The organism is Nocardia sp. NBC_01327, assembly GCF_035958815.1.
Taxonomy (GTDB): domain Bacteria; phylum Actinomycetota; class Actinomycetes; order Mycobacteriales; family Mycobacteriaceae; genus Nocardia.
The window spans coordinates 1,470,247-1,484,175 of sequence record NZ_CP108383.1 but is presented as its reverse complement, the minus strand read 5'-3'; the positions used below and the strand labels follow the sequence as shown (position 1 = coordinate 1,484,175).

Here is a 13,929-nt window from a genome sequence, read left to right as displayed (position 1 = left end):
GCTCTGACAAGCGAATACGCCGATGGGGCCACCGGACACGGGCTGTTCCATCGACGAAACAGCCCGCGTCCCACCCCCACAGCCCTTGCGGGGGCTGCGCGGATCAGACACGGGCTGTGTGGTCGCTTTCAGCGGGCGTGGGACTCGACGAGCTCGGAGAGCAGTGCTGCCCAGCGATCTGCCCGGGTGTCTACCGATAGCTCGTCGAGTACTGCTGAATTCACGTCGAACTGGGCGACCAGGGACGGTCTGCCGTCGCGCGGCACCACCGCCGTGGTGATGTCCACGCTGAAGCGCAGCGGCAGATCCGGATGCGCTGCGACGCCGAACTCGCCGGTGAACTCCGACAGCGGTGCGGGCGACCAAGGGCCGCTGCCGAACTGGAGCACATCGAAGCGGCCCAGATGATTGATGCGCAATTGGCCGCGGGCGGCGAAGGTGCGCTCCGACAGATCGGGACGGCCCGCCGCTCGGTCGTCGGCCGGGACCAGCACCGTCTCCTCGACGGTGAACCAGCCGACCCGGCGGGAATCATCCTCGTCGGGGCGACCGTGCGACTCCCTGGTGATCGCGATGCGGCCGTCGGCATCGGCGATATCGGGGAAGGTGCGGGCACAGGCCAGGATCAGTGCGTCCTCGAGCGGGACGCCCGACTCCGTGCCTGCCGACAACAGCCGTTCGGTCCGGTCCGGGCCCAGCTCCACAATGCGCTGTGTGACCTTGCCCGCGCGGTCCGTGGACGGATCGGTGAGGCGGCCCGCCAGCGGTGTGCCGAGGATCTCGGTTCCGGAAGTGACTGCGGCCGTGACCGTTTCCTCGGTGGGCTCCTCATTGAGGGGTGCGTCGCCCTGTTCCAGGCGGCGCAGATCGTCCACCAGGATCAGCCAGGACACCACGTCCACGGCCAGGTGGTGGATGGACAGCAGCAGCCGGCGCTGCGGTCCGGCCAGTACCGTGGCCGCGAGCATGCGGCCCGACTCCGGATCCAGGCGGGCGACCGTATCGGCCAGATAGGTTGCCGCCGAGCCGGTCCCGTCGACGGTTTCGAGCCATACCGAGGACGGTGGCAGTTCGTCGGCGATCAGGGCGGGGATCTCGTCCGGGCCGAGGACCAGGCGCGAGCGCAGGGTCGGATGGGCGGTGGCGAGCGCGGTCAGCCGTGCCACCACGTCGTCGGGCGAGGTGTCGTCCGGCAGTGAAATCACCTGGGACTGCGCCAGATAGCGATAGTCGCCATTGGCGATGATCTCGCGGGCCAGTGCCGTCAGCGGCAGCACGGTACCGGCGGGCGTGACCGCTGCCTCGGGGCGGTCCTCCCCCGCGACGGCGAGTTCGTCCAGCCGGGCGGCGAGCTCGCGAAGATCTCCGGCGGCCAGGACGTCCCGGGCCGCCACGCGGAAACCCGCACCGCGCAAACGGGATACGAGATCGATGACGCCGATGCTGTCGATGCCGAGATCGACCAGGCTGTCGGTGATGCCGGGGCCGGCGCCCGCCGCGCCGAGAGCGGAGATCACGCCGAGCAGGGTGCGCTCGGTGCCGGTGGCCGGAGCGCTGCCGCCGGATCCGGTCACCTGTGCGGTGAGCAGGGCGGTGGCCGCGTGCACATCGAGTTTGTCGTTGCGGTTCAACGGGATCTCGGGGACCGGGACGATGCGGGTCGGGACCAGGAAGCGCGGCAGGCGCTGCGAGAGGCCGATGCGCAGCTGCGGGACCGGCACGTCGCTGACCACGAGTGCGCCCAGGCGGGTCCGGCCGTTATCGGTGTAGGCCAGGACCGCGGCATGCTCGACGCCGTCGAGTTCGCGCAGCACCACGGCGGCCTCATCCGGTTCCACCCGGTAGCCGTTGATCTTGACCTGGCTGTCGATGCGGCCCTCGTAGACGAGGGTGCCGTCGGTGGCGCGGCGCACCAGATCGCCGGTGCGATAACGCCTTCCGGACGGTCCGGCGACGAAGGTCGCGGCGGTGGTGGCCGGACGGCCCAGGTAGCCGAGGGCGAGTTGCGGGCCCGACAGGTAGAGCTCGCCCTGGCCGCCCGGCGGCACGGGGCGCAGCCGGTGATCGAGCACCTCGGCGGTCATACCGTCGAAGGTGCGGCCGATGGTCGGCGAAACATGGTCGTGCACATCGGCCATCAGCGCTTCCACCGTGGTCTCCGTCGGACCGTAGAAGTTGATGACGCGGGTGTCCGGCAGGCCCTGCAGGCGCTTCCAGGTATCGGGGTTGATGGCTTCGCCGCCGAGGGCGAGCACGGCCAGCGGGCAGTGCTCGACACCGTCACGTTCGGTGAAGAGCCCGAATGCGATGAGGCGCGGCAACATCGACGGGGAGGTGTCGAAGATGTCGATGCCGTGCCGGGTGATGGCGGCGGCGATCTGCTCGGCATCGGTGCGGACGTGCTCGCCCAGCATGACGACGGTATGGCCGCTGAGCAGGGCGACGGTCGGCTGCCAGGCGGCATCGAAACCGGTGGACCAGCCGTGGCCGATCCGCAGCTGCCTGCCGACCTGCACCGCGGCCGGGGCGAAGATGCGGCGCTCGTGATTGGCCCAGTGGTTGAGCAGTGCGCGATGGGGCACCACAACACCTTTCGGGCGACCTGTGGTGCCCGAGGTGAAGATGACATAGAACGGAGAATCCGCCGTGGTGACCGCACGCGGGGCCGGGGCGGCCGGTTCGGGCGCGGGCCCGAGGAAACGCAATTCGCCCGCGGCGGTGGGGATGCCGTGCACACAGTCGATGCCCTGCGCGCGCACCTGCACCAGGACGTCCACCAGCGCTTCGTCGGCGAGCACCAGTCTCGCGCCGGAGGTTTCCAGGAGGTAGGCCAGCCGATCGGGCGGAGTTGCCGGATCGACGTGCACGCAGACACCGCCCGCGTGGGCAATGGCGAAGGGGGCGTGCAGAACTCGGCGGTCACGTGGGAGCACCACGGCCACGGAGTCGCCCGGCCGCAGGCCGTTCGCGCGGAGATCAGCGGCCAGAGTGCGTACAGCGGCGCCGAAGTCGGCGAAGGAGTGCTCGCCTTCGGCATCGATGACGGCGATCGAATCCGCGGAACGCGCCGCTGCGGCGAGCAGTACATCCGACACCAGGCCTGTCGACACCGACTTGCCGGATACCAGCTCGGCGGAGCCCCCCGTCATCCCGGCGTGCCTTTGACCCAAATCCCCCGAATCGTCGTGGAGTAGTGCAGATGCGGATCCCGACCCCGTCATTCCGGCATGCGTTTGGCCCGAATCCCCCGAATTGTCTTGGAGTACTTCAGATGTGGATCCCGGCCGAAAGCGTGCCGGGATGACGGGGAATGTCTGCCCCGAGTCGCCGGGCTTTGCGGACATGTCGGTCTGCGCGGATAGCTGCGGGGGCTCGGTGGTCAGGGCGGCGGGTTCGTCGTCGAGGAGGAGGTCGACACTGCAGGCGGTGTCGGCGTCGACCAGGCGGCGGACGACCGCGAGCATGCGGCGGGCCAGGCGGTCGGGGTCGAAGCGGGAGACCAGGTCCGGGCGGATTTCCACCCGGGTGATGAGTTCGCCCTGTTCGACAATCGGGACTACGGCGATCGGGTAGTGGCTGGGGGAATCGACTCGGCGGGGCATGAGGCGGGCGCCGCCGCCCATGGGCATATCGGCGGTGACCGCGCCCATGGGGGTGTTCTCGAAGACCAGGAGGGTGTCGAAGAGCTGGCTGCCGCCGGTGTGGCGGGTGATCTCGGCAATTCCGAGGTATTCGTGGGCGCGCAGCTGCGCCACTTCGCGTTGCAGGGCGGCGCCGATATCGGCGGGGGCGCGATCGTCCATGCGGACCCGGACCGGGATGGTGGTGACCAGTGCGCCCACCAGGCGTTCGGCATTGGGGAGCGAGGCGTCGCGGCCGGAGGTGGTCTGGCCGAAGACCACGTCGTCGCGGCCGGTGAGGCCGGAAAGCACTCGGGCCCAGGCCATTTGGAGGACCGTATTGAGGGTCAGGCCGCGACTGCGCGCCCACGCCGTCACGCGATCGGTGGCGGCGCGGTCGAAGCGGGCCTCGCCCAGTGCCGGGATATCGGCGGGGGCGGGCGCGGCGAGCATGGACATGGGCGCGAGACCGGCGAGGGCCCGGCGCCACGCCTCGAGGGAGGCGGCGGTATCGCGGGTGGCGAGCCAGGCGGCGTGCTCGCGCAGCGGCGGGGCTGGCGGGAGCGCCGCGCCCATACCGCTGTGCAGCGCTATGAGATCCGCGAACAGCAGGGGGATCGACCAGCCGTCGATAATGATGTGGTGTGCGGTGCAGACGAGTTCGTAGGCGTCCTCCCCCACCCGCGCGGCGACGACCCGGAACAGCGGGCCGCGATCCAGATCGACGCGGCGGCGGCCCTCGTCCCAATACAGTTGCCGGGCCGCGGCTTCCGGGTCGGCGGCCGAGCGCAGATCCAGCTCGCGCCAGCCGATGCGGCCGCCGGAGGTGGTGACCAGCACCGGATGCGGCAGACCGTCGGTCAGCACCGCACCGCCCAGATGCGGGTAGCGCTCCAGCAGCTGATCGAAAGCCGTATGCAGCGTGGCCAATTCGGGCAGGCCCTCGATGCGCACCGCGAAGGTGACCAGATACGGATCGACCGCGCCCGAGGCGACGCTGACCGAGTACAGGCCGCGCTGCAGCGGGGACAGCGCGACGATATCGAGAATCTCCACGCTCACCGGCCGGCAAGCTTCCCGGCCAGGGCCTGCAGGGCGGCCGCGTCGAGGCCGGAGGCCGCCATCGGGGCGACGGCGGCCGGCTCGGCAGGTGCTGCGGCGGTGGCGTTCTCAGCGGTCAGGCTCGCGGCGATCTCGTGCACGGCCGGGAATTCGAACACCTTCTGCACATCGACGATATGGCCCTGCTCGGCGAGCAGGGTGACAAAGCGCAGTGCGGCCACACTGTCGCCGCCGAGGGCGAAGAAATTGTCCTCGCGACCGACCTCGTCCTCCTCGTCCAGCTCCAGCACCTCGCGCAGCACGGCGGCGACCGCCCGCTCCGCATCGGTCCGCGGCGGGCCACCGAGTCCGGAGATCGCGTACGGATCCAGCTCCCCGGCCTCGGCATCGGGCACGAACCAGTCGCACGGCTCCGGCGCTTCGGCCGAATCGAGCGCGGTATCCGGTGCGGCCGACCAGGATTCGGCCGTCGCGCGCAGCAGCTGCGCGAACTCCCCCGCCGCATAGCGCCGGGACAGGGCCTCCGCCAGATCGACGGTCACGGTCCAGCCATCCGCGGTCGCGACCACATCGACGATCAGGTCCACCCCGTGCGGACGGGCCGCCGCACGAGCGATCTCCCGAACCCTGCCACCGGCAGCATCGAATTCGAGCGCACTCGGACGCACCGCGAGCTGCACCTGGAACAGGCCGCCCTTGGCCGCGCCGCCCGGGCCGCGCAGCTGATGGGTGAGCCGTTCGATGCGGGTACCGGCATGCGCACGGGCCTCACTGAGAATCCGCGCGGCATCGGCAACCAGCTGTGACGGCGCCCCGGTACGCGGCGAATCAACCCGCAGCACAAGATAATTGGCGAAATTGCCGAGGACATCGGCGGCACTCTCGGACCGCGCTTCGGTAGCGACGCCGATCGGAATATCGGCTTCTGCCCCGAGCTCCCGCAGCGCGGCGGCCACCAGCGCCGCCATTATCGAGAGAGGCTCGGCGGACACGGCGGCAGGATCCGCCTCGGAGTCGCCACGTCCCCCCGTCATCCCGGCATGCTCTTGGCCGGGATCCACCGAAACCTGTTCGAGCGCATCCGGCGTGGATCCCGGCCGAACCCGCGCCGGGATGACGGAGGTTGGGATCTGGACGACGGCGCGGGTGCTGCGTGGGAGGGCGGGACGTTCGCCCACGAGCAGCAGTTGTTCGGGCAGGTCCGCCAGTCGCTGTTTCCAGTAGGTCAGCGAATCGTTCTCGGCGGCCAGGGATTTCATCTGCTCGGCGGCGAAATCGCGGTACTGCGCGGTGGCACGCACCGGCTCGTTCGAGCAGAGGGCGGTGACCAGGAGTTCCATGGTGCGGTCGTCGGCGGCGACGGGATGGGCCGCGAGGGAGAGCACCGCGTGATCGGCGAGCCGGTACAGCCGGATTCGAATCGGGAACTCGCGCACCAGATCGAAGGCGTGACCGGCGTCGGCCAGTAGAGCAGCCGGGAGTGCGGCGTCGGCGATCTCGACGATCTCGGCCACTGTCGCCGGGGCCGATTCCACACGCTGATACGGCACCCGGCGATCATCCGGGTAGACCGCGCGCAGGAGGTCGTGCGCGGCCGTCACCTCGACGGCCCGCGCCGCCACGACGTCGGCGAGCTCGGCCGGAATCTCCAGAGCCACATACACATTGGCGGCCGCGATCCGGGCCAGCCGTTCCGGCAGCAAGGCCGCCTGCTGGGCCGGGGACAGCGGCAGCCCGCGCTCGGCGGAGCGCGCCGGTGCGGCGGGTACGGCGTGGGTATCGAGCGTCATGACGTGAGGTCCTTCCTGGCTACCGGTGGTCTAGCTACCGGCGATATTCGCGAACGCCGGCTCCAGCGTCTGCAGCACGTACGGCACCGACAGCGCGGTCGGCTGATTGATGGCATTGATGGCGACCACATCGACGAAGGAGATACCGCCGCTGCGCACCGCCGGGAGATCGGCGTAACCCGGCAGCTGCTTGAACTTCGACTCCAGGCTGGGCATGGCGCCACAGACCAGCAGATCGGAGGTCAGGTCGCTCAGGCGTTCCGGCGAGAGCGACAACCGGCCACCGGTGGGGGCCTCCTTGACGAGCTTCTCCGGCATGGTCATGCCCAGGCGGGTGAAGAGCTCGGCGGAGCCGTCCTTGGGATCGGCCAGCACCATGAGCTGCGACGGGCCGGTGAGCATGCAGGTCAGGAAGGTCTTGCCCTTCAAGGCCGGATGCTTCGCGGCCACCGCATCGATCTTGCCGTCCACATCCGCGATCACCTTGGCCGCCTCGGGCTCCTTGCGCAGCACCTTGCCCAGCGCGGTCACCTGGTCCTGCCACGGATCGATCTGCGCGGAGGAGAGCGAATCGATGGTCGGGGCCAGCTTCGACAGCTTGTCGTACATGGTCCGATCGGCCATATAGGCCGGCGCCAGAATCAGATCCGGGTTCAGCGCGGCGATCTGCTCGAGATAGTCGCCCGTCATATCGATGCTCTTGGCCGAAGCCGGAAGCGGAGGCTCCCACGGCACCTTCGTGGTCGCCGTCATCCCCGGCACCAGATAGCCCACGGGCGTCACGCCCAGCGCGACCGTCGCGTCCAGCCACTGCGGGCCGAACGCCACCACGCGGGACGGGGTGCCGTCGATCTTGGTCTCCCCCATGACGTGCTTGATCGTCAGCGCACCGGAATCATCGCCGGAGTCGCCGGAACCACAGGCGGCCGTGCCGGCCACCAGTCCCATCGCCAGCAGGGCGAAACCGCTGCGGCGCAGCCATCCTCGGGTGTTCATTTCCTGCACTCCTCATCTCGGGCGGTCGCCTCCAGTACCGCGGCCAGCCCGCTCACGGCCGGGGTGTCGAACACCGCCCGCACATCGATCTCGAAACCGAACTCGGCGCGAATGCGCGCCACCAGCTGATTGGCCAGCAGCGAATGCCCGCCGAGTTCGAAGAACGAATCATCCGCACCGATCCGGTCGCGGTCGAACAGCTGCCCGAACAGGGCCGCCAGCCGGATCTCGGCGGCGGTCACCGGCTCCCGATACGGGCGCGCGGTCACGCACACCGGTGCGGGCAGGGCGCGGCGGTCCAGCTTGCCGTGCTCGGTCAGGGGTATCGCGTCGATCACCGCGTACGCCGTCGGCACCATGTACTCCGGCAGCACGGCGGCCGCGCGCGCCCGCACCCGAATCACATCCGGCGCAGCGGATTCCGGTACCAGGTAGGCCGCGAGCATGGGCCCGGTCGCGGCATCACCGATCACCGCCACCACGCAGTCGCGGATCTCGGGATCACCGGTGAGCGCGGCCTGCACCTCGCCCGGTTCGATCCGGTAGCCGCGCACCTTCACCTGTTCGTCCGCGCGGCCGATGAATTCGACCGCACCGTCGAGAGTGCGGCGGGCCAGATCACCGGTGCGGTAGAGCCGTGCGCCCGCGGTGAAAGGATCGGCGAGGAAACGCTCGGCCGTCGCCGCACCGCGATCCAGATAGCCGCGCGCCAATTGCGCACCGCCGAGATAGATTTCGCCGACCACGCCGGGCGGCACCAGGCGCAGCCGCTCGTCCAGCAGGTAGAGATCCACATTGCGGTTCGGGCGGCCGATCGGCACGATGCGATTGCCCTGCGGGCCCTCCACCGGCATATGCGTGGCGCTGACCACCGCTTCGGTGGGGCCGTAGTGATTACGCAGTTCGGCATCCAGGACACCGGTGAGCCGATCGGCGATCTCACCGGGCAGCGCCTCACCGCCCACCGGGACGAAACGCAGTGAGCGCCAATCACTCACCTGCGGCAGCGACAGGAAGGTGCGCAGCAGGGACGGCACCATATGCAGCACGGTGACCTCGAAACGGGTCACCAGATCCGCGATGTAGGCGAGATCGGAGAAACCGCCGGGACGCGGAATGATCAGGCGCGCACCGAGAGTCAGGGTGACGAAGACATCCAGCAGCGACGCGTCGAAGCTCACCGACGACGATTGCAGGAGACGGTCGTCGGCGGTCATCCCCCACTGGGCGCGGAAGCCGACCAGATGATCGGCGATCGCCTCGTGCGCGACCGGAACACCCTTGGGCTGACCGGTCGAACCGGAGGTGTAGATGACATAGGCCAGATTGCCCGGGCGCAGCGGGCGCACCCGATCGGCATCGGACGGATCATGTTCGGCGGCACCGGAGGCGACCTCTTCGGCGGCATCCACTTCGACCCGGCCCAGGATCATGCTCGGGAGGGCGTCGGCGATCAGGTAATCGATGCGCTCGTCCGGATACGCCGGATCGATCGGCAGATAGGCCGCGCCGGACTTGAGCACCGCGAGCACCGCCACCACGAACTCCACAGAGTTCGACAGTCGCAGCGCCACCAGATCCTCGGCGCCCACACCCTGGCCGATCAGCCAGTGCGCCAGGCGATTCGCGCGACGGTTGAGCTCGCGGTAGGTGAGCTGCACGGTCTCGGTGTCACCGGGAGCGACCAGCGCGAGTGCTGTCGCGTGCAGTTGCGCGCGCTCTTCGAACAACGCGACGACAGTGGTCGGCACGACCGGAGTCTGCTCACCACGGGAAAGTTCCAGCAGCCGAGCCTGTTCGGCCGGGCCCAGCAGATCGAGCTCGCCGATCGGTCGCCCGGGAGCAGCCGTAGCCTCGGCGAGCAATCGCAGATAGTGGGTGAGCAGCTGCTCGATGAGCTCGGGCGTGAACCGGCCGGACGGATACTCGGCCTCCAGGTACGCACCCGCGCCGTCCCGAACCACGGTGAGCCGCAGGGGCACTCGTGGCACCGGGCTGCCCAGATCCAGTCGCGCCGCGACGACGCCGTCCAGCGCGGGCCCGGGGGCAGCGGTGCGCACCCCGAAACCGAGCCGCACCAGCTGATCCAGTCCGTCCCGGTCCGCCGTGCGATCGGGATTGACCGCCCGCACCACCTCGTCGATGCCGACCGCACGATGCCGATGCGCCCGCTCCCACGAACCCCGCACGACGGCAACAAGATCCGCGAATGACAGATGATCGTCGAGGTCGGCGCGCAAGAGCACGGTATTGCCGAAGTAGCCGATGGGCGCGGTCGGACTGTCCGCCGCCGCGTGCTGGTCACGGGTGGTGACCGGCACCGACACCAGGAAATCCGCCGCACCGGTATAGCGGCGCACCAGCACATCGAACGCGGCCAGCAGCACGGGCAACGCTGTCGTGCCCGCCTGCCGTGCGAAATCATCAACACTGGAAAGCAATTCGCCGGGCAGTTCCCGCACCGATCGCCGCGCGGCCGCGGATCGGGGCGCCGGTGCACTGCCACTCGGCAGATCCAGCGGCTCCGGCAGCGGCGAAAGCTCCGCCCGCCAGTAATCGATCCCCGCGGCGTCCGAGCCCTCGGACCCGGAGTCCACGACGCCGAGGTTTCCGGCATCCGGACCGGAGCCACTCGTGCCCGCAGCGCTCACGCCCGCGGCACTCGGCAGCACAGCGCTCACGCCCGCGGCACTCGATGAAGCCGGGCTCGCGCCTACGACATTCGATGAGGCAGCGCTCGCAGCACTTGGTTCAGCCGAACTTACGTCCGCTGCACTCGGCAGGGTGGTGGCCGGGTGCGGTGGGCGCGAATCGATGGCACTCGATGAGGCAGCGTTCGCAGCACTTGGTTCAGCCGAACTTACCTCCGCTGCACTCGGCAAGGTGGTGGCTGGGCGCGGTGGGCGCGAATCGATGTGGCCGACAGTCAGATCTGCGTACTGGGTCGCGGGGCCGGTGGGGAGTATGCCGTTGTAGGCGTGGGTCAGTTCGCGGGAGAAGATCTCCCAGGATTCGTCGTCCCAGCAGAGCGCATGCGTTACCAGGACGAAGGCGAATTCGTCTGCGCCCGTGCGGATCAGTGCGAAACGGATCGGGGGCGCGGCGGAGGGGTCGAAGGGTTCGCCGAGTACGCGGCGGATCAGGACCTCGGCGCGGCGGGCGCGGCTCGGGGACGGCAGGTCGGCGAGATCGTCTTCCTGCCAGGCGATTTCGGGGTCGGCGAGGGCGGCTTGGAAGGGCTCGCCGTCGGCGGCGGCGCCGTAGACGGTGCGCAGGATCTCGTGCCGTGCCACCACCTCGCCGACCGCGGCCCGCAGCAGGCCGGCGTCCAGGGCTCCGGTCAGCCGATAGGTGATACCGACATTGAGGCTGGCGTCCGCCGGTGCGCGATGCTGCAGGAACCAGGCGCGGCGCTGGCCCGGAGCCAAGGCGCGGCGCACCTGCTCCGCGGTCTCATCGGCCCTGGTCGACATGACGCCGGGTCTCATTCGGGAGCGTCGGTGAGATAGCCGCCGCGCACGAAGAATTCGGCGCCGTCACGCTCGACGCCGTCGGCGGTGCGCACCCGGGTGATCACCAGGCCACGATTGTTCCCGCGCAACGCATTCGGACCGCACACCACGACGCCGCCGCCCTCCTGCACGACCACGCGTCCGACGGTGCCGCCGTAGCTCGCCTCGGAGATCGACGCGGCGAGCACCTCGACGCGCTCACCCCGGTAGTGCGAGAAGGCCCGCGGATACGGCGCGGACAGCGCCCGCACGAAACGCTCCAGATCTACCGCGTCCGACGACCAGTCGATGCGGCTGTCCCGATCGGACCGCTTGTGAAAGTAGGTGCGCTCGGCCTTGTTCTGCGGCGTCCACCGCGGATCGCCCGAGACCAGCGCGGCCAGCGCCTCGTTCACCGCGCCCGGAATCAATTCCATTCCGGCCAGCACCAGTTCGGTGCCGGTCGCGCCCGCGGGGATCGGGAGCCTGTGCTGTACCAGGATGTCGCCGGTGTCGAGCTGCTCGTCCATGCGGTGCACGGTGAGCCCGAATTCCTCGACGCCGCTGATCAATGCCCACAGCACCGGCGAGAATCCGGTGAACTTGGGCAGCAGCGAATCGTGCAGATTCAGTGTGCCGTAGGGCGGCAGGCTGTACAGCTCGGCGGGCATCCAGGTGTACCAGCTGTTCACCACGATCACATCGGGTTCGGCGCGCTTGACCAGATCGATGGTCGCGGCATCGGCGCGCTCGGTGAGATGCACCGGAATGCCGTGCTCGCGGGCCAGTTCCTCGACCGAATCGTTCCAGATCGCCTTATAGGACGATTCGCTCGCCGGATGGGTGACCGCGAGCACCACCTCGTGCTCCGAATCGATCAGGGCCTGAAGGGTTTTGCGGCCCCACGTCTGGAAGCCGAACGACACGATACGCATGAACCGAACCTCATCTCCGTTAAGTAAGGCTAGCCTAGCCTACCGATTGAGCCGAAGGGGTTCCGCCCCGGACACCGCCGCACGCGCGGCCACTTCCGCGCCGCCGACCGCCGGCCGCAGCACCCGATCCGAAAGTTCGCCGAGGCAGCTGAGATTCGGGAAGCCCGGACCCTGGGTCAGCGCGGCCAGATTCGGCAGGTAGAGCTTGGACTCCAGATTCGATACGGCCAGGTCGTAGCCGATCGCCGCCTCCACCCGGGCCTGCGTGAGCGGACCGCCCACCGCCAGCTCCAGCAGATCCGCGGCATCGGCGTCGAACAGCTCCAGGAACCACAGCGGCTGCCCGCCGGTCGCATCCACCACCAGATCGAAGGCGTGCACCTGATCCGCGCGCAGGGGATTGCGCAGCGTCAGTTCGACGCCCTCGTTGCGATCGGCCACCCGCATGACCCGGCCCTGCAGATGATGGACGCGGTTATCGCCCAGCAGGCTCTCCTGCACCCGCACCGAGAACACACCACGATCGGTGCGGCGGATGACATCCCGGCGCTGCTCCAGATTCAGCCCGGCCCACTTGCCAGGATCGCTGTAGAGCGAATTCTCGAAATAGCTCTCACCACGGGTGTAGAGCGTGGCCATCGGCGAGATCACCGAGACCGTCAGCATGTCGTGGCAGACCAGCTCGTCCAGCGCCGAACCCGCGGTCTCACCACCGCCGATCACCGCCACCCGCGAGGACACCGGCAGCGCGCGCTTGCCCGCGAGCTCCCAGAACTCGGAGATGCTCAGCACTTTCGGATGATCGGCGAGGGCGCGGGTACTGCGGCCCGGGCCGGTGATCATGAGCTCATCCGCGTCCAGCTGGGTGAGCACCCCGTCCTCGCCGAGCACCGACACCAGCCAGCCGTCGGCCGCGGGTGAGATCGAATTCACCCTTCCGGACACCACTTCCAGCTCGATCCGATGCCCGACCCACTGCAGGTACTTGGCCCAGACGTGATGATGCGGGCTCGGCCGGCCGCGATCGATCCACTCCGCGTAGCCGCCCTGGTCCACCAGGAAGGAGGTCCAGCTGAAAGCGTGCATGGCCTCGTTGATCTCACGATTGCGGCCACGCGCCCAGGTCGAGTGGTACGGGAAACCCACATCCTTCTCGGGGCTGGTGCCGAGCCGGTGCCTGCCGTCGGTCCAGCCGCCGCTGGGCAGCCAGTTTCCGCCCACCGCATGCGGCTCGACGACCACCACCCGCGGTGCGGGCAGGCCCAGTTTCCGCAGGACATGCGCTTTGGCGGCTACCGCAAGGGCTTTCGGCCCCGCGCCGACAACCAGAAGAGTCTGCACCGGTTCACTCACTTTCCTCGACGAACGACTGGCGATCGCGTCACAGCCGCCAGGTCCCCTCCCATGTTTGCATAGGCTTACCTTATATTGCTTAGTAACCGCCAGAGCGCCGTCGGCGGCTCACCGATGTGAACGATTGGATGAACACATGATCAACACCACCCGAAAGAAGCTGGGAGCAGCGGTTTTCGCTGCCGCCGCCCTCATCGGCGGGTTCAACGTGGCAGCCGTCGCACCGGCCCAGGCCGCCCCGCTGGTCGCACCCCTGCGCACCGCGCAGCCCGGCCTCGGCGATCTGCAGTCGAAGCTGCGGCTGGTGCTGAACACCGGCGCCGACCGCGGTGCGCGCGCCAACGAACTGGAGGCGGGCGAGGCCGGTCTGCCGCTGCTCGATCAGGTCGGCGGGGTCATCAATACCGTCCCGAGCCTGCGCTGGCAGCTCGCCGGACCGGTGAACAGCAACGGCGACACCACCACCGCCAATCTGCAGGTGAGCGTCGACGGCTACGGCACCTTCCCCAATATCGAAATGGGCTGGCGTGAGATCGACGGCACCTGGAAGCTGACTCGCGAATCCGAGTGCTCCGTGGCGTACTACGCGGGACTGTCCTGCAACCTGTAATTCACACTGCCACAGCAGCAAGCCCCGGACATTCCACGGAATGTCCGGGGCTCATGCGTGTTTCACAGCGCT

The 13,929-nt window shown here is 69.0% G+C and carries 7 protein-coding genes; 1 reads left to right on the top strand and 6 read right to left on the bottom strand.

Going from position 1 to position 13,929, the window contains the following annotated elements:
• Positions 1-128 precede the first annotated feature (128 nt).
• From OG326_RS06470 to OG326_RS06445, 6 genes are read right to left on the bottom strand one after another with little or no spacing between them, the layout of a single operon-like run.
• Positions 129-4,682 (bottom strand): AMP-binding protein, encoded by a 4,554-nt coding sequence (locus tag OG326_RS06470; RefSeq protein WP_327143692.1) that lies wholly within the window; start codon positions 4,680-4,682, stop codon positions 129-131.
• A complete protein-coding gene (locus OG326_RS06465) occupies positions 4,679-6,472 on the bottom strand; it encodes a condensation domain-containing protein (RefSeq protein WP_327143691.1) in 1,794 nt (597 codons plus the stop codon). Before OG326_RS06465 ends, OG326_RS06470 begins: the two co-directional genes overlap by 4 nt.
• Before the next feature lie 30 nt (positions 6,473-6,502).
• Positions 6,503-7,468: an ABC transporter substrate-binding protein gene (locus tag OG326_RS06460; protein ID WP_327143690.1), complete on the bottom strand. Its 966-nt coding sequence runs from the start codon at positions 7,466-7,468 to the stop codon at positions 6,503-6,505.
• Positions 7,465-10,941: a non-ribosomal peptide synthetase gene (locus OG326_RS06455; protein ID WP_327143689.1), complete on the bottom strand. Its 3,477-nt coding sequence runs from the start codon at positions 10,939-10,941 to the stop codon at positions 7,465-7,467. Before OG326_RS06455 ends, OG326_RS06460 begins: the two co-directional genes overlap by 4 nt.
• Positions 10,942-10,952: 11 nt before the next feature.
• Positions 10,953-11,894, bottom strand: a complete 942-nt coding sequence (locus OG326_RS06450; RefSeq protein ID WP_327143688.1) for a methionyl-tRNA formyltransferase — start codon at positions 11,892-11,894, stop codon at positions 10,953-10,955.
• A gap of 39 nt (positions 11,895-11,933) precedes the next feature.
• Positions 11,934-13,235 (bottom strand): SidA/IucD/PvdA family monooxygenase, encoded by a 1,302-nt coding sequence (locus OG326_RS06445; protein WP_327143686.1) that lies wholly within the window; start codon positions 13,233-13,235, stop codon positions 11,934-11,936.
• Between the two features lie 148 nt (positions 13,236-13,383).
• Between OG326_RS06445 and OG326_RS06440 the strand changes: the two genes are divergently transcribed.
• Positions 13,384-13,857, top strand: coding sequence for a hypothetical protein (locus OG326_RS06440; RefSeq protein WP_327143685.1), 474 nt, complete (start codon positions 13,384-13,386; stop codon positions 13,855-13,857).
• Positions 13,858-13,929: the final 72 nt, after the last annotated feature.